The sequence below is a fragment of the Roseovarius sp. EC-HK134 genome (assembly GCF_902498815.1).
GTDB classification, from domain to species: domain Bacteria; phylum Pseudomonadota; class Alphaproteobacteria; order Rhodobacterales; family Rhodobacteraceae; genus Roseovarius; species Roseovarius mucosus_A.
Genome location: NZ_LR701544.1, coordinates 2,258,844 through 2,270,896, shown reverse-complemented (window position 1 = coordinate 2,270,896; position 12,053 = coordinate 2,258,844). Strand labels below are relative to the sequence as shown.

At 60.8% G+C, this 12,053-nt stretch carries 11 protein-coding genes; 7 read left to right on the top strand and 4 right to left on the bottom strand.

Features of this window, described 5'->3' with window-relative positions; all coding sequences use genetic code 11:
- Positions 1–3 precede the first annotated feature (3 nt).
- From GC127_RS14905 to GC127_RS14880, 6 genes are all read left to right on the top strand, one after another.
- Complete coding sequence (locus GC127_RS14905; protein WP_151978862.1) at positions 4–1,248, top strand: peptidylprolyl isomerase; 1,245 nt, start codon at positions 4–6, stop codon at positions 1,246–1,248.
- Positions 1,245–2,216, top strand: coding sequence for a 4-hydroxythreonine-4-phosphate dehydrogenase PdxA (gene pdxA, locus GC127_RS14900; protein ID WP_081508089.1), 972 nt, complete (start codon positions 1,245–1,247; stop codon positions 2,214–2,216). The genes GC127_RS14905 and pdxA overlap by 4 nt, the downstream gene beginning before the upstream one ends.
- Entirely contained in the window at positions 2,213–3,064 is an 852-nt protein-coding gene (rsmA, locus tag GC127_RS14895; RefSeq protein WP_151978861.1) for a 16S rRNA (adenine(1518)-N(6)/adenine(1519)-N(6))-dimethyltransferase RsmA, read from the top strand. Before pdxA ends, rsmA begins: the two co-directional genes overlap by 4 nt.
- Before the next feature lie 165 nt (positions 3,065–3,229).
- Positions 3,230–4,240 (top strand): pyruvate dehydrogenase (acetyl-transferring) E1 component subunit alpha, encoded by a 1,011-nt coding sequence (gene pdhA, locus GC127_RS14890; protein WP_151978860.1) that lies wholly within the window; start codon positions 3,230–3,232, stop codon positions 4,238–4,240.
- 15 nt (positions 4,241–4,255) lie between these two features.
- Positions 4,256–5,620 (top strand): pyruvate dehydrogenase complex E1 component subunit beta, encoded by a 1,365-nt coding sequence (locus GC127_RS14885; RefSeq protein ID WP_151978859.1) that lies wholly within the window; start codon positions 4,256–4,258, stop codon positions 5,618–5,620.
- A 13-nt stretch (positions 5,621–5,633) separates the two neighbouring features.
- Positions 5,634–6,941 (top strand): pyruvate dehydrogenase complex dihydrolipoamide acetyltransferase, encoded by a 1,308-nt coding sequence (locus GC127_RS14880; protein ID WP_151978858.1) that lies wholly within the window; start codon positions 5,634–5,636, stop codon positions 6,939–6,941.
- 41 nt (positions 6,942–6,982) lie between these two features.
- On the opposite strand, the gene GC127_RS14875 is transcribed toward GC127_RS14880, so the two are convergent.
- The 3 genes from GC127_RS14875 to GC127_RS14865 form a co-directional block, all read right to left on the bottom strand.
- A complete protein-coding gene (locus GC127_RS14875; RefSeq protein ID WP_151978857.1) occupies positions 6,983–7,561 on the bottom strand; it encodes a TIGR02281 family clan AA aspartic protease in 579 nt (192 codons plus the stop codon).
- A 17-nt stretch (positions 7,562–7,578) separates the two neighbouring features.
- A complete protein-coding gene (locus tag GC127_RS14870; protein WP_008280151.1) occupies positions 7,579–8,205 on the bottom strand; it encodes a MarC family protein in 627 nt (208 codons plus the stop codon).
- A gap of 96 nt (positions 8,206–8,301) precedes the next feature.
- A complete protein-coding gene (locus GC127_RS14865; protein ID WP_151978856.1) occupies positions 8,302–10,149 on the bottom strand; it encodes an ABC-F family ATP-binding cassette domain-containing protein in 1,848 nt (615 codons plus the stop codon).
- A gap of 135 nt (positions 10,150–10,284) precedes the next feature.
- On the opposite strand from GC127_RS14865, the gene ndk reads away from it, so the two are divergent.
- Positions 10,285–10,707 carry a nucleoside-diphosphate kinase gene (ndk, locus tag GC127_RS14860; protein WP_008280153.1) on the top strand — a complete coding sequence of 141 codons (423 nt, stop codon included), beginning with the start codon at positions 10,285–10,287 and terminating at the stop codon, positions 10,705–10,707.
- 290 nt (positions 10,708–10,997) lie between these two features.
- Here ndk and GC127_RS14855 read toward each other — a convergent pair whose 3' ends face one another.
- Positions 10,998–12,047, bottom strand: coding sequence for a zinc-dependent alcohol dehydrogenase family protein (locus tag GC127_RS14855; protein ID WP_151978855.1), 1,050 nt, complete (start codon positions 12,045–12,047; stop codon positions 10,998–11,000).
- Positions 12,048–12,053: the final 6 nt, after the last annotated feature.

The window sequence follows — 12,053 nt, the reverse complement described above, 5'->3', positions numbered from 1 at the left end:
AGAATGACACCGATCTTTCGCCGCCTGATTGCCGCCCTGACCCTCGCCGTGACGGGCTTGCTGGTGTGGCCCCTGAGCGGGGGTATGGCGCAGGCGCAAAACCTGTTCTCGCCGCAAATCTATGTGAACGATCAGGCTATCACCGGCTACGAGTTGCAACAACGCGCGCGCCTTCTGACGCTGTTTCGCGCGCCCGGCGACCCGCAGCGACTGGCCCGGGAGCAGCTGATCGAGGAGCGTATCAAGATTGACGCCGCCAGAGCCTCGGGTCTTGTGCTTGAAGAGGATTTGGTGCGGGACGGGATGGAGGAATTTGCCGGTCGGGCAAATATGACCGCTGATCAGCTTATCGCGGCATTGGGAGATTCGGGCGTGTCGCAAGAATCCTTCCGAGAGTTTGTTCGCGCCGGGATCACATGGCGCGAGCTGACGCGCGCGCGGTTTGCTGCGCGTGTGTCGGTAAGCGAAGATGATCTGGAACGTGCAACGCGCGCCCTGACCGGGGGCGCTGCAGTGCGCGTTCTTTTGTCAGAAATCATCCTGCCGGTGACCAGTCTTGAGGATGCAGAGGCCAAGCAGGCCTTGGCCGCGTCTATTGCAGAATCCACCAGCGAAGGCGCATTCGCAGAGGCCGCGCGCCGTCACTCCGCGGCACCCTCGTCCTCGCGTGGGGGACGCATGGATTGGGTTGCGTTGTCTGAATTGCCCGCAGGGTTGCGGCCAATCGTGCTGGGGCTTGCCCCGGGCGAGGTGTCCGATCCGTTGCCTCTAGAAGGTGCTCTGGCGCTCTTTTACATGCGGGATATCGAGGAAATGACAGTGCCCTCTCCGGAATATGCCGCCATCGAATATGCCGCCTACTATATCCCCGGCGGGCGGAGTGAGGCGGCGTTGCAGCGTGCGGCACAGGTGCGCGCAGCGGTTGATACCTGCGATGACCTTTACGGCGTGGCGCATGGCCAGCCGCCTGAAGTGTTGGAGCGCGGGTCGAAGGCCCCAGAGGAAATTCCGCAGGATATCGCCATCGCGCTCGCCTCGCTTGATCCCGGCGAAACTTCGACCAGCTTGACGCGCGCCAATGGGCAAACACTGGTGTTCCTGATGCTCTGTGGTCGCTCGCCGAAACTTGACGGAGAGGCACCTTCGGTTGAGGATCTGTCGAATTTCATCCGCAACCAGCGGATCGAGTCCTTTGCCAATGGGTATCTCGAACAGTTACGCGCCGAGGCGCGGATCGTCGAGAAGTGAGCGCGCCCATCGCGCTCAGCTGTGGCGAGCCGGCTGGCATCGGTCCGGAAATTGCCGCCGCCGCATGGGACCGTCTGCGGGGTGCCCTGCCGTTCTTCTTGATTGGTGATCCGGCGCATCTGCCACCCGGAACACCTATCGCGCAAATTACAGATCCTGCCGAGGCATCCGCCGCCTGTGCCACTGCGCTGCCGGTTCTGGCGCATGCGTTTGATGGGCCGCTGACGCTTGGCACGCCCAACCCTGCTCATGCGCGTGGCGTGATCGACGTGATCGCGCGCGGTGTCGATCTGGTGCAATCCGGCGCGGCGTCGGCGCTCTGCACCGCGCCAATACACAAACAGGCGCTACAGGACGGGGCAGGTTTTGCCTTTCCGGGTCATACCGAGTTTCTTGCGCATCTGGCGGGTGTCGGGCGTGTGGTGATGATGCTGGCCTCGGATCAGTTGCGCGTCGTGCCCACGACCATCCACATACCGCTCAAGGACGTGCCGCAGGCGCTCTCGCCCGGTCTGCTGGAAGAGACGATCCGCATCACCCATGCCGCGCTGATCCGTGATTTCGGCCTGAGTGCCCCGCGATTGGCCATTGCAGGTCTCAATCCGCATGCTGGTGAGGGTGGCAAAATGGGGCGCGAGGAAATCGAGGTTATTGCCCCAGTGATCAGCCGCCTTCGCGCCCAGGGGTTTGATCTGCGCGGGCCGCTCTCAGCGGATACGATGTTTCACGCCTCCGCCCGCGCGACGTATGATGCTGCAGTCTGTATGTATCACGATCAGGCGCTCATTCCGATCAAAACGCTGGATTTCGACCGGGGCGTGAATGTTACGCTTGGCCTGCCGTTTATCCGCACCTCGCCGGATCACGGCACAGCACTGGACATTGCGGGGCAGGGGCGGGCCAATCCCACCTCGTTGATTGAGGCCCTTAAGCTCGCGCAGACCATGGGCGAGGCGCGCCGCGCATGAGAGCGCTTGAAGACCTTCCTCCACTGGCCAAGGTTATCGCGGCACATGGTCTTTCCGCCCGCAAATCCTTGGGTCAGAATTTCCTGCTCGATCTGAACCTCACCTCGAAAATTGCGCGGCAGGCGGGGGACCTTGGCGGTTGCGACGTGCTGGAGATTGGCCCCGGACCCGGCGGATTGACTCGCGGGCTTTTGATGGAGGGGGCGCGACATGTGCTGGCGATCGAAAAGGACTCGAGGTGCCTGCCCGCTTTGCAAGAGATTGCCGAGGCCGCACCGGGCCGCCTGGCGGTTCTAAATGCTGACGCGCTTGATCTTGATCCTCTGGCACATCTGACGCCGCCTATTCGCGTGGTGTCGAACCTGCCCTATAATGTGGGCACGGAGTTGTTGATTCGCTGGCTGACGCCGCCCGAATGGCCGCCCTTTTGGGAATCGCTTACCTTGATGTTTCAGCGCGAAGTCGCAGAGCGCATCGTGGCGCAGCCGGGGGGCAAGGCCTATGGGCGTCTGGCCCTTTTGGCGCAATGGCGCGCTGTGCCGCGCATCGTGATGCACCTGCCGCCGGGGGCCTTTACCCCACCACCCAAGGTGTCGAGCGCCGTGGTGCATCTGACCGCGTTGCCCGAGCCACGCTATCCCGCGGACCCCAAGATATTGGAGCGCGTGGTCGCCCGCGCCTTCAACCAGCGCCGCAAAATGCTGCGCGCAGCGCTCAAGGGGGCGGCACCCGATATCGAGGATCGGTTGCTCTCTGCGGGGATTAAACCCACGGATCGCGCTGAGACTGTGAGTTTAGAGCAGTTTTGCGCGCTTGCGCGCCGAATGCCGGGCGGAGTTGAGGCCTGAGGCTTTTGTTGTTTTGCTGGATGAGGGTGTCCGTGCTGCGGCATTTGGGCAGGGGTGTGCTGCACGACTTACTCTAGGTAAAATTCCCTCTCGCAACCGCGACGCGATTGGTGTATGAAATAGTTTAATGCTAAACTATATTCGCCAGCAAGGAGTCGCCATCCCATGGTTGCCCGGAAAAGCACTAAGAAATCCAACGTCTCAGCCGAAGATCTCAAGCAGTATTATCGCGATATGCTGCTCATTCGACGATTCGAGGAAAAGGCGGGCCAGCTTTATGGCATGGGTCTGATCGGCGGTTTCTGCCATCTCTACATCGGACAAGAGGCGGTTGTCGTCGGACTTGAGGCCGCCGCAGAAGAGGGCGACCGCCGCATCACCACATACCGCGATCATGGGCACATGCTGGCCTGCGGGATGGACCCCAACGGTGTGATGGCCGAACTCACCGGGCGTGAGGGGGGCTATAGTCGCGGCAAGGGCGGCTCGATGCATATGTTTTCGACCGAAAAGCGGTTCTATGGGGGCCATGGCATCGTGGGTGCCAACGTGCCGCTCGGGGCCGGTCTGGCCTTTGCCGACAAATACCTTGGAAATGATCGTGTGACCTTCACGTATTTCGGAGATGGTGCCGCCAATCAGGGACAGGTCTATGAGACCTTCAACATGGCCGCCCTTTGGCAATTGCCAGTGATCTTCGTGATCGAAAACAACCAATACGCCATGGGCACATCGCAGAAACGATCAACCTCTAGCCCTGACATCTACACGCGCGGGCAGGCCTTTGGCATTCCCGGCGAAGCGGTCGACGGGATGGACGTGCTGGCCGTGAAAGAGGCGGGCGACAAGGCCGTTGCGCACTGCCGCTCGGGCGCGGGCCCCTACATTCTAGAAATCAAGACCTACCGCTATCGTGGCCATTCCATGTCTGACCCGGCCAAATACCGCACCCGCGAAGAGGTGCAGAAAATGCGCGAGGAGAAAGACGCCATCGAGCACGTGCGCGACCTGCTGGTGTCGGGGGGCCATGCCACCGAAGAGGACCTCAAGGCGATCGACAAAGAGATCAAGGATGTGGTGAACGCCAGTGCCGAATTCGCCAAGGAAAGCCCCGAGCCCGCGCTTGATGAGCTTTGGACCGATATTATTGCCGACGCGGCACCGCAGAACACGTGAAGAGGAGAGACGACAATGGCAACCGAAATCCTGATGCCCGCCCTCTCTCCGACCATGGAAGAAGGCACACTGGCCAAATGGCTGGTTAAAGAAGGCGATACCGTCAAAGCTGGTGATATCCTCGCCGAGATTGAAACTGACAAGGCCACGATGGAATTCGAGGCGGTCGATGAGGGCGTGATGGGCAAAATCCTGATCGCCGAGGGCAGCGAAGGCGTCAAGGTCAACACCCCCATCGCCGTGATGCTGGAGGATGGCGAGAGCGCCGAAGACGTGGCAAGTGCCCCCGCCGCCAAGGCACCCGAGGCCGCCCCCGCGCCGAAAGCTGCCCCTGCTACTGCCAAGGCTCCCGAGGCACCGAAAGCGAATACCAGCCCCGATTGGCCTGAAGGCACCGAAATGCAGACCATGACAGTGCGCGAAGCGCTGAACACTGCCATGGCCGAGGAAATGCGCCGTGACGACACCGTGTTTGTCATGGGGGAAGAGGTTGCCGAATATCAGGGGGCCTATAAGATCACCCAGAACTTGCTCGAGGAATTCGGTGCCAAGCGCGTGATTGACACGCCGATCACCGAGCATGGCTTTGCCGGGATAGGTGTTGGCGCGTCTTGGGGGGGCTTGCGGCCCATCGTCGAATTCATGACGTGGAACTTTGCCATGCAGGCGATTGACCAGATCATCAACTCTGCGGCCAAAACGCTTTATATGTCTGGTGGTCAGATGGGCAGCCCGATCGTGTTCCGTGGTCCCAACGGGGCAGCCGCGCGCGTCGGCGCGCAGCACAGCCAGGATTACGCGGCGTGGTACGCCCAAGTGCCCGGTTTGCGCGTGGTGCAGCCTTATTCGGCGGCGGATGCTAAGGGCCTGTTGAAAACCGCCATTCGCGATCCCAACCCGGTGGTGTTCCTGGAGAACGAGATCCTCTATGGCCGCTCGTTCGAGGTGCCCAAGCTGGACGATTTCACCATCCCCTTTGGCAAGGCCAAGATCTGGCGCAAGGGCACGGATGTGACCATCGTCAGCTTTGGCATTGGCATGACCTATGCTTTGGAGGCGGCGGACAAGCTGGCCGAGGATGGGATCAGCGCCGAGGTGATCGACCTGCGCACGCTGCGCCCGATGGATACGGATACGGTCATCGCCTCTGTGATGAAAACCAATCGTTGCGTGACGGTGGAAGAAGGCTGGCCGGTGGCCTCAATCGGCAACCATATCTCGGCCGTGCTGATGCAAAAGGCGTTCGACTATCTCGATGCGCCGGTCATCAATTGCACGGGTAAGGATGTGCCGATGCCCTATGCCGCCAATCTGGAAAAGCTGGCGCTGACCTCTACCCAAGAGGTGATCGACGCCGTTCGCCAAGTGACCTATCGCTGAGGGAGACCCTAAGATGGCAACCGAAATTCTGATGCCCGCCCTCTCGCCCACGATGGAAGAGGGCACGCTGGCCAAATGGCTGGTCAAAGAGGGGGATACCGTTTCTGCGGGCGATCTCTTGGCCGAGATTGAGACTGACAAGGCCACGATGGAATTCGAGGCAGTGGAAGAGGGCGTTGTTGGCAAGATCCTGGTGGCCGAAGGCACCGAAGGGGTCAAGGTCAACACCCCCATCGCGGTGATGCTGGATGAGGGCGAAAGCGCTGCGGATATATCCAGTGCCCCTGCCAAGGCCGAGGCTCCGGTAGCCAAACAGGCCGAGGCCACGCCACAAGCCGAAGCTGCGGCCAAACCTGCCCCCGCTGCGCCGAAAACGGGCGATGGGGATCGCATTTTCGCCTCGCCGCTTGCGCGTCGCATCGCGGCAGACAAGGGGATTGATCTGGCAGGCATCACCGGTTCGGGCCCGCATGGCCGGATCGTCAAGGCGGATGTGGAAGGGGCCAAGGCTGGCGCTGCCCCCGTTGCAAGCGCTGCCGAGGCTCCGGCAAGTAAGGCTGCAACCCCGGCACCTGCTGCAGCCCCTTCTGGTCCGTCGTCGGATGCCGTGGTTGCCATGTATCAGGGCCGCGCCTATGAAGAGGTCAAGCTCGACGGCATGCGCAAGACCATTGCTGCGCGCCTGACCGAGGCCAAGCAAACCGTGCCGCATTTCTACCTGCGGCGTGAAATCCGCCTTGATGCACTGATGAAATTCCGCGCGGAGTTGAACAAACAGTTGGAGCCACGGGGCGTCAAGCTGTCGGTCAATGACTTTATCATCAAGGCCTGTGCGCTCGCCCTTCAGGCGGTGCCGGATGCCAATGCCGTCTGGGCCGGTGACAAGGTGCTGCGCCTGAAACCCTCTGACGTGGCGGTGGCGGTGGCCATTGAAGGTGGGCTCTTTACGCCGGTTCTAAAGGACGCCGAGATGAAATCTCTTTCGGCGCTATCGGCAGAGATGAAAGACCTCGCCAAACGCGCCCGTGACCGCAAGTTGGCACCACAGGAATATCAGGGCGGCACCTTTGCGATTTCCAACCTTGGCATGTTCGGGATCGAGAATTTCGATGCCGTCATCAACCCGCCGCATGGTGCGATCCTTGCCGTTGGCGCAGGGCTGAAAAAGCCGGTGGTGGGCAAGGATGGCGAATTGACCGTGGCCACGGTCATGTCGGTGACGCTCTCGGTGGATCACCGTGTGATCGACGGCGCACTTGGTGCGGAGCTCTTGACGAAAATCGTCGAGAACCTTGAAAATCCGATGGTCATGTTGGCCTAAAGATCAGCGCCCCGGCTCTTAGTCGGGGCGTTACACCTTGCTCAGCGGGTCAGCACAAGACGCCCGCCAGTGATCTCGATGCTGGAAAAGCGTTGCAGATACTCCATCCCCAACAGGGATTGGCCCATTTCGCCCTGATTGACCACGGCCCGCAGGTTTTCATGCCGCACCGGCCCAACCGCGAGGCTTTCAAGACGCACCGGCGCTGTGCGCACCTCGCCATTGGCGGTATAGGCGCGGCCCAGATAGGCCAAACTCTTGGTATCAAGCCCGATCCGTTCCGCGTCACTCTGGCTGAGCACGATCTGACTGGCCCCAGTATCGACGACAAACCGCACAGGCACGCCCTCGATCTCGACAGTTAGGTAGTAATGCCCGTCCGGCGCGCGCGGCACTTCGATCCGGTCGCCCGCGACGACGCTTTGCATTGGGCGCACCGTCTGGCGAATATCCTCCCAGAGGCCCACCGCCGCCAAGGCACCAACAAAGATAAGACCCCAGATCAACGCCTGCTGCGCCAATTTGCCCAAGGACGCGCGGTTCTGAGCCACAAACCAAACCAAAAGCACTGATCCAAGGATCATAAGATAGGTCAGTCGGGCGAAATCAAAATCCTGCATGGCCGCTATATAGGCGCTCAGCCAGCCAAACCAAAGCCGCGCAAGCCATCAAGCACGAATTGTACGGCAAGCGCCGCCAGCAGCATGCCCAAAAGCCGTGTCACCACGTTGATCCCTACCTTGCCAAGGGCGCGCTCTAAAAGACCAGAGGTCAGAAACATCACGAAAACCAAAGCGATGACCGACAGCATAACACCGATGACCCAGAGCAGCCCCTCTGCCCCCGGCTTTTGCCCAGCCAATAGGATCACCGTTGCAATCGACCCCGGCCCGGCAATGAGCGGGATCGCGATGGGAAAAATCGACGGATCGTCGCTGTCGTCTTCTTCGGCCGCGTCGGCCTGTCCCTTGCGCCGCTGTCCGCGCCGTTCAAAAAGCATGTCGAGCGCCGTGAGAAACAGCAGCAAACCACCTGCAATGCGAAAGGCAGGCATCGAAATGCCGATAAAGCCCAACACCGCCTCGCCGAGCGCAGCAAACAGGATGAGCAACAGCGCAGAGGTGACGCAGGCCCGAATGGCAATCGCGCGCCGTCGCGCCGTGCTCATCCCTTGGGTCAGCGCCACAAAGAGCGGTGTCATCCCGATAGGATCAATGATCACGAAGAGCGTGACAAAGGCCGTGATGAGAAACGCAGTATCCATAAGGGTCTTGCACCATTTTCAGGCTGAAATGCCAAGGGTAAAGTCCCCTGATCCAAAAACCTGAGTGCCCGCAAAGGTAGATGCTCGTAAGGGCGATCAGCGCTCTGCCGTTTCCAGCCGCTCCAATGCCTCCATCCAGAGGGTCTCAGCCAAAGACAGGCCATCCTCGATCTCGGCGTATTTCTTTTGCCATTGGGTCAGCCCGTGGATGTCATCGTAGATCGCGGGATCGGCCAATTTCGCGGCGACCTTGCTCTCCATGTCCTGCAGCTTGGCGATGCGCTCTTCGCAGCGTTTCACATCTTGTCGCAGCTTGAGGATCGCATCGCGCGAGGGCTTTTTGACCTTGATTTCCTTGGGTTTTTCACTTGGCTTTTCGGTGTCCGAGCCGCTGAGCAGCATGGCGCGATAGCTTTCCAGATCACCCTCATAGGGGGCCACAGCACCGTCCCGTACCAGCCACAGGCGATCCGCCACCAGCCCCAGCAGGTGCATATCATGGCTGACCAGAATGATCGCGCCGGAATAGGCGGTCAGCGCCTCAACAAGGGCCTCACGGCTTTCGATATCGAGGTGGTTGGTCGGTTCATCGAGAATCAGCATATGCGGCGCATCGAGCGTGGCCAGCATCAGCGATAGCCGCGCCTTTTGCCCGCCCGAAAGCTTGCCGACCAGCGTTTCGGCCTGTTCGGCCCCGATTCCAAATCCGCCCAAACGCGCCCGCAGTTTCGCGGGCGCCTCTTCCGGGCGCAGGCGGCGGATGTGGTCAATGGGGGTTTCATCAAGGTGCAATTCCTCGACCTGATGCTGCGCAAAATAGCCGACGCGCAGCTTTGAGGCTTTGTGAATCTGGCCTTCAATTGGGTCAAGTTTGCCTGCCAAGAGCTTGGAAAGAGTGGATTTCCCTTCACCATTGCGCCCCAAGAGTGCGATCCGGTCATCTTGGTCGATCCGCAGGTTCAGCCGCCGCAGTACCGGCACGCCATCATACCCAACCGATCCGCTCTCGATCCGCAGGATGGGCGGTGACAGCTCTTCGGGCGTGGGAAAGGTAAAGCGTTTGAGTGCGGCCTCTTGCGGTGTTGTGATCGGCTTGAGTTTGGCAATCATCTTGAGGCGGGATTGTGCCTGCACGGCCTTGCTCGCCTTGGCGCGGAAGCGGTCGACAAAGCTCTGGAGATGCGCGCGGCGGGCGTCTTGCTTTTTCGCCTCAGAGGCGGCGGCGGCAAGACGGGCGGCACGGGTTTCGGCGAAAGTCTCGTAACCGCCTTGATAAAGCGTGAGTTTTTTATCCTCAAGATGCAGGATCGAGCCCACGGCGCGGTTCAAAAGCCCGCGATCATGGCTGATGATGAGCACCGTATGGGGATAGCGCGCGAGGTAGGTTTCAAGCCACAGCGCGCCTTCAAGGTCGAGATAGTTGGTGGGTTCGTCCAGCAGCAAGAGGTCGGGTTGCGAGAAAAGCACACCTGCCAAGGCCACGCGCATCCGCCAGCCGCCAGAAAAGGCGGAGCAGGGCATAAGCTGTTCTTCGTCGGTAAACCCCAGTCCTTTGAGGATGCTAGAGGCGCGCGCCTCGGCGGACCAAGCGTCGATATCTGCGAGCCGCGTCTGGATTTCGGCGATCCGCGCGCCATCGGTCGAGTGCTCGGATTCTTCCATGAGTTCAGCACGTTCCGTGTCATAGCTCAGAACGGTGTTGACCAGTGACACCTCGTTTCCGGGCACCTCTTGGGCCACGCCGCCGATGCGCGCGCGCGACGGCAGGCTGATGCTACCACCTTCCAGTGCCAATTCGCCCCGGATCAGGCGGAATAGGGTGGTTTTGCCCGTGCCATTGCGGCCCACGATGCCAACCTTGTGGCCATCGGGGATAGAGGCAGAGGCGCTCTCGATCAGGGTTCGGCCCGCGACCGAATAGGTGATATCATCTATGTGCAACATGGCCCCCGCATGCCGTATGTGCGCGCCGCCGTCAATCGCGGCTTTTCAAGGCGCGGTGTGCATGTTATCGGACCCGCGATCAAACGCGGTCGGGCAAGGGGCCGGGCCGGTGAAACCTACGGAAAAGAGGCTGAAATGGCTGTTGAACGCACGCTGAGCATTATCAAACCCGACGCGACCAAGCGCAACCTGACCGGCAAGATCAATGCCAAGTTCGAGGATGCAGGTCTGCGCATCGTCGCGCAGAAGCGCATTCAACTGACACCGGAACAGGCGGGTGTTTTCTATGCCGTGCACAAAGAGCGCCCCTTCTACGGCGAACTGTGCGAATTCATGGCGTCTGGCCCGGTTGTGGTGCAGGTTCTGGAAGGCGAGGGCGCTGTGGCCAAGAACCGCGAAGTGATGGGCGCAACCAATCCTGCGGATGCTGCAGCGGGCACGATCCGTGCGGAATTCGCCGAGTCGGTCGGTGAAAATTCTGTCCACGGTTCGGATGCGGCAGAGACTGCAGCGGTCGAGATCGCCTATTTCTTTTCGGGTCTCGAACTGGTCGGCTGATCTTAAGGCGATAGATAAAGAAAGGGCCGTATCCTGTTGGGATGCGGCCTTTTTCTTTTATATGCTTGCGTAGTCCTGATAGACCGGCGCGGCATTTGGTTTGGGCTGCGGTCGCGCAGAGGGTTGCGGGGGCGCGGATTTGGCCCCGGATGTCGGGGGGGTGGCCTGTGGCATGGGACTGCTCCATTATGGGGTGGCAAACCTTGAACGGCTTGGCCTTTGATTATCCTTACAGGATCGGTAAGTTTCACGGCGCGGTTAGGGCGCGATTGTGGCGAAACTAAGGCGAATCAGGCGCTTAACTGGTCGACCACGGTGACGCCATAGCCCTGAAAGCCGTCCATTGCGATCAAGGCATTGTTAAGTCCCGATAATCCGATGCGTTGGGTGATCAGGCGTTCAGGGTCGAGATGCCCGGCGGAGATCATGGCGAAGAGGGGGGCGAAGCGGTCAGCCCCCATGCCACGGGTGCCGTGCAACGTGATCTGGCGAGAATAGACCAGCTCTAACAGGGGTAATTCGGGTGTGGCGTGGCGGCCAAGGGGCATGCCGATTTGAACGTGACGCCCCATTTTGCGAAGGCTTTTCAAAGAGTTGTGAAAAGTGTCCGTGATCCCGAGCGCGTCTAGAGAGACATGCGCGCCGCCGTCGGTCACGTCGCGCACGGCGGCACCGACATCTGGGGATTGGCTGGCATCAAGGGTGGCTGTCGCGCCGAGGGATTTGGCGATGCGCAGCGCCTCGGGGTTGACGTCGATGGCCAGAACACGGGCCCCGATGGCTGCGCCGATCATGATGGCCGAGAGACCGACGCCACCGCAGCCGTGGACGCTAAGCCATTCACCGGGTTGAGTTTTTGCGCGATCCACGACGGCGCGAAAGGCCGTGGTGACGCGGCATCCCATGCCAGCGGCGGCGGCATAGCCCATCGTATCGGGCAGGCGCACGAGGTTGAAATCGGCGCGCGGAATGGCGAGACGTTCCGCAAAGGCCCCCCAGCCGGTAAAGCCGATCACCTGCTGGTGATTGCAGACTGTGGGCTCTCCGCCCCGGCAATCGGGGCAGGTGCCGCACCCCAGAATGAACGGGGCCGTGACCCGGTCACCCACGGCGAAGGCCCGACATTCTGGCCCGATTTCAAGGACTTCGCCCGCGAATTCATGCCCCATGACATGCGGCAGGATGACATCGGGATCGGCGCCTTTCCACGCGTGATGATCTGAGCGACACACACCGCAGGCGCGCACAGCGATGATCGCGCCGTCGCGGGGACAGTCGGGATCGGGCACTTCGGTGATGTCGGTGGGGGTATTGTAGCGGGTCAGGAGGGCTGCGCGCATCGGGCA

What these genes read in the sequence shown, in the direction of transcription:
- GC127_RS14905 (WP_151978862.1), top strand. Translation starts at nt 4, where the DNA reads ATGACACCGATCTTTCGCCGCCTGATTGCCGCCCTGACCCTCGCCGTG.
- rsmA (WP_151978861.1), top strand. Translation starts at nt 2,213, where the DNA reads ATGAGAGCGCTTGAAGACCTTCCTCCACTGGCCAAGGTTATCGCGGCA.
- pdhA (WP_151978860.1), top strand. Translation starts at nt 3,230, where the DNA reads ATGGTTGCCCGGAAAAGCACTAAGAAATCCAACGTCTCAGCCGAAGAT.
- GC127_RS14885 (WP_151978859.1), top strand. Translation starts at nt 4,256, where the DNA reads ATGGCAACCGAAATCCTGATGCCCGCCCTCTCTCCGACCATGGAAGAA.
- GC127_RS14880 (WP_151978858.1), top strand. Translation starts at nt 5,634, where the DNA reads ATGGCAACCGAAATTCTGATGCCCGCCCTCTCGCCCACGATGGAAGAG.
- GC127_RS14875 (WP_151978857.1), bottom strand. Translation starts at nt 7,561, where the DNA reads ATGCAGGATTTTGATTTCGCCCGACTGACCTATCTTATGATCCTTGGA.
- GC127_RS14870 (WP_008280151.1), bottom strand. Translation starts at nt 8,205, where the DNA reads ATGGATACTGCGTTTCTCATCACGGCCTTTGTCACGCTCTTCGTGATC.
- GC127_RS14865 (WP_151978856.1), bottom strand. Translation starts at nt 10,149, where the DNA reads ATGTTGCACATAGATGATATCACCTATTCGGTCGCGGGCCGAACCCTG.
- ndk (WP_008280153.1), top strand. Translation starts at nt 10,285, where the DNA reads ATGGCTGTTGAACGCACGCTGAGCATTATCAAACCCGACGCGACCAAG.
- GC127_RS14855 (WP_151978855.1), bottom strand. Translation starts at nt 12,047, where the DNA reads ATGCGCGCAGCCCTCCTGACCCGCTACAATACCCCCACCGACATCACC.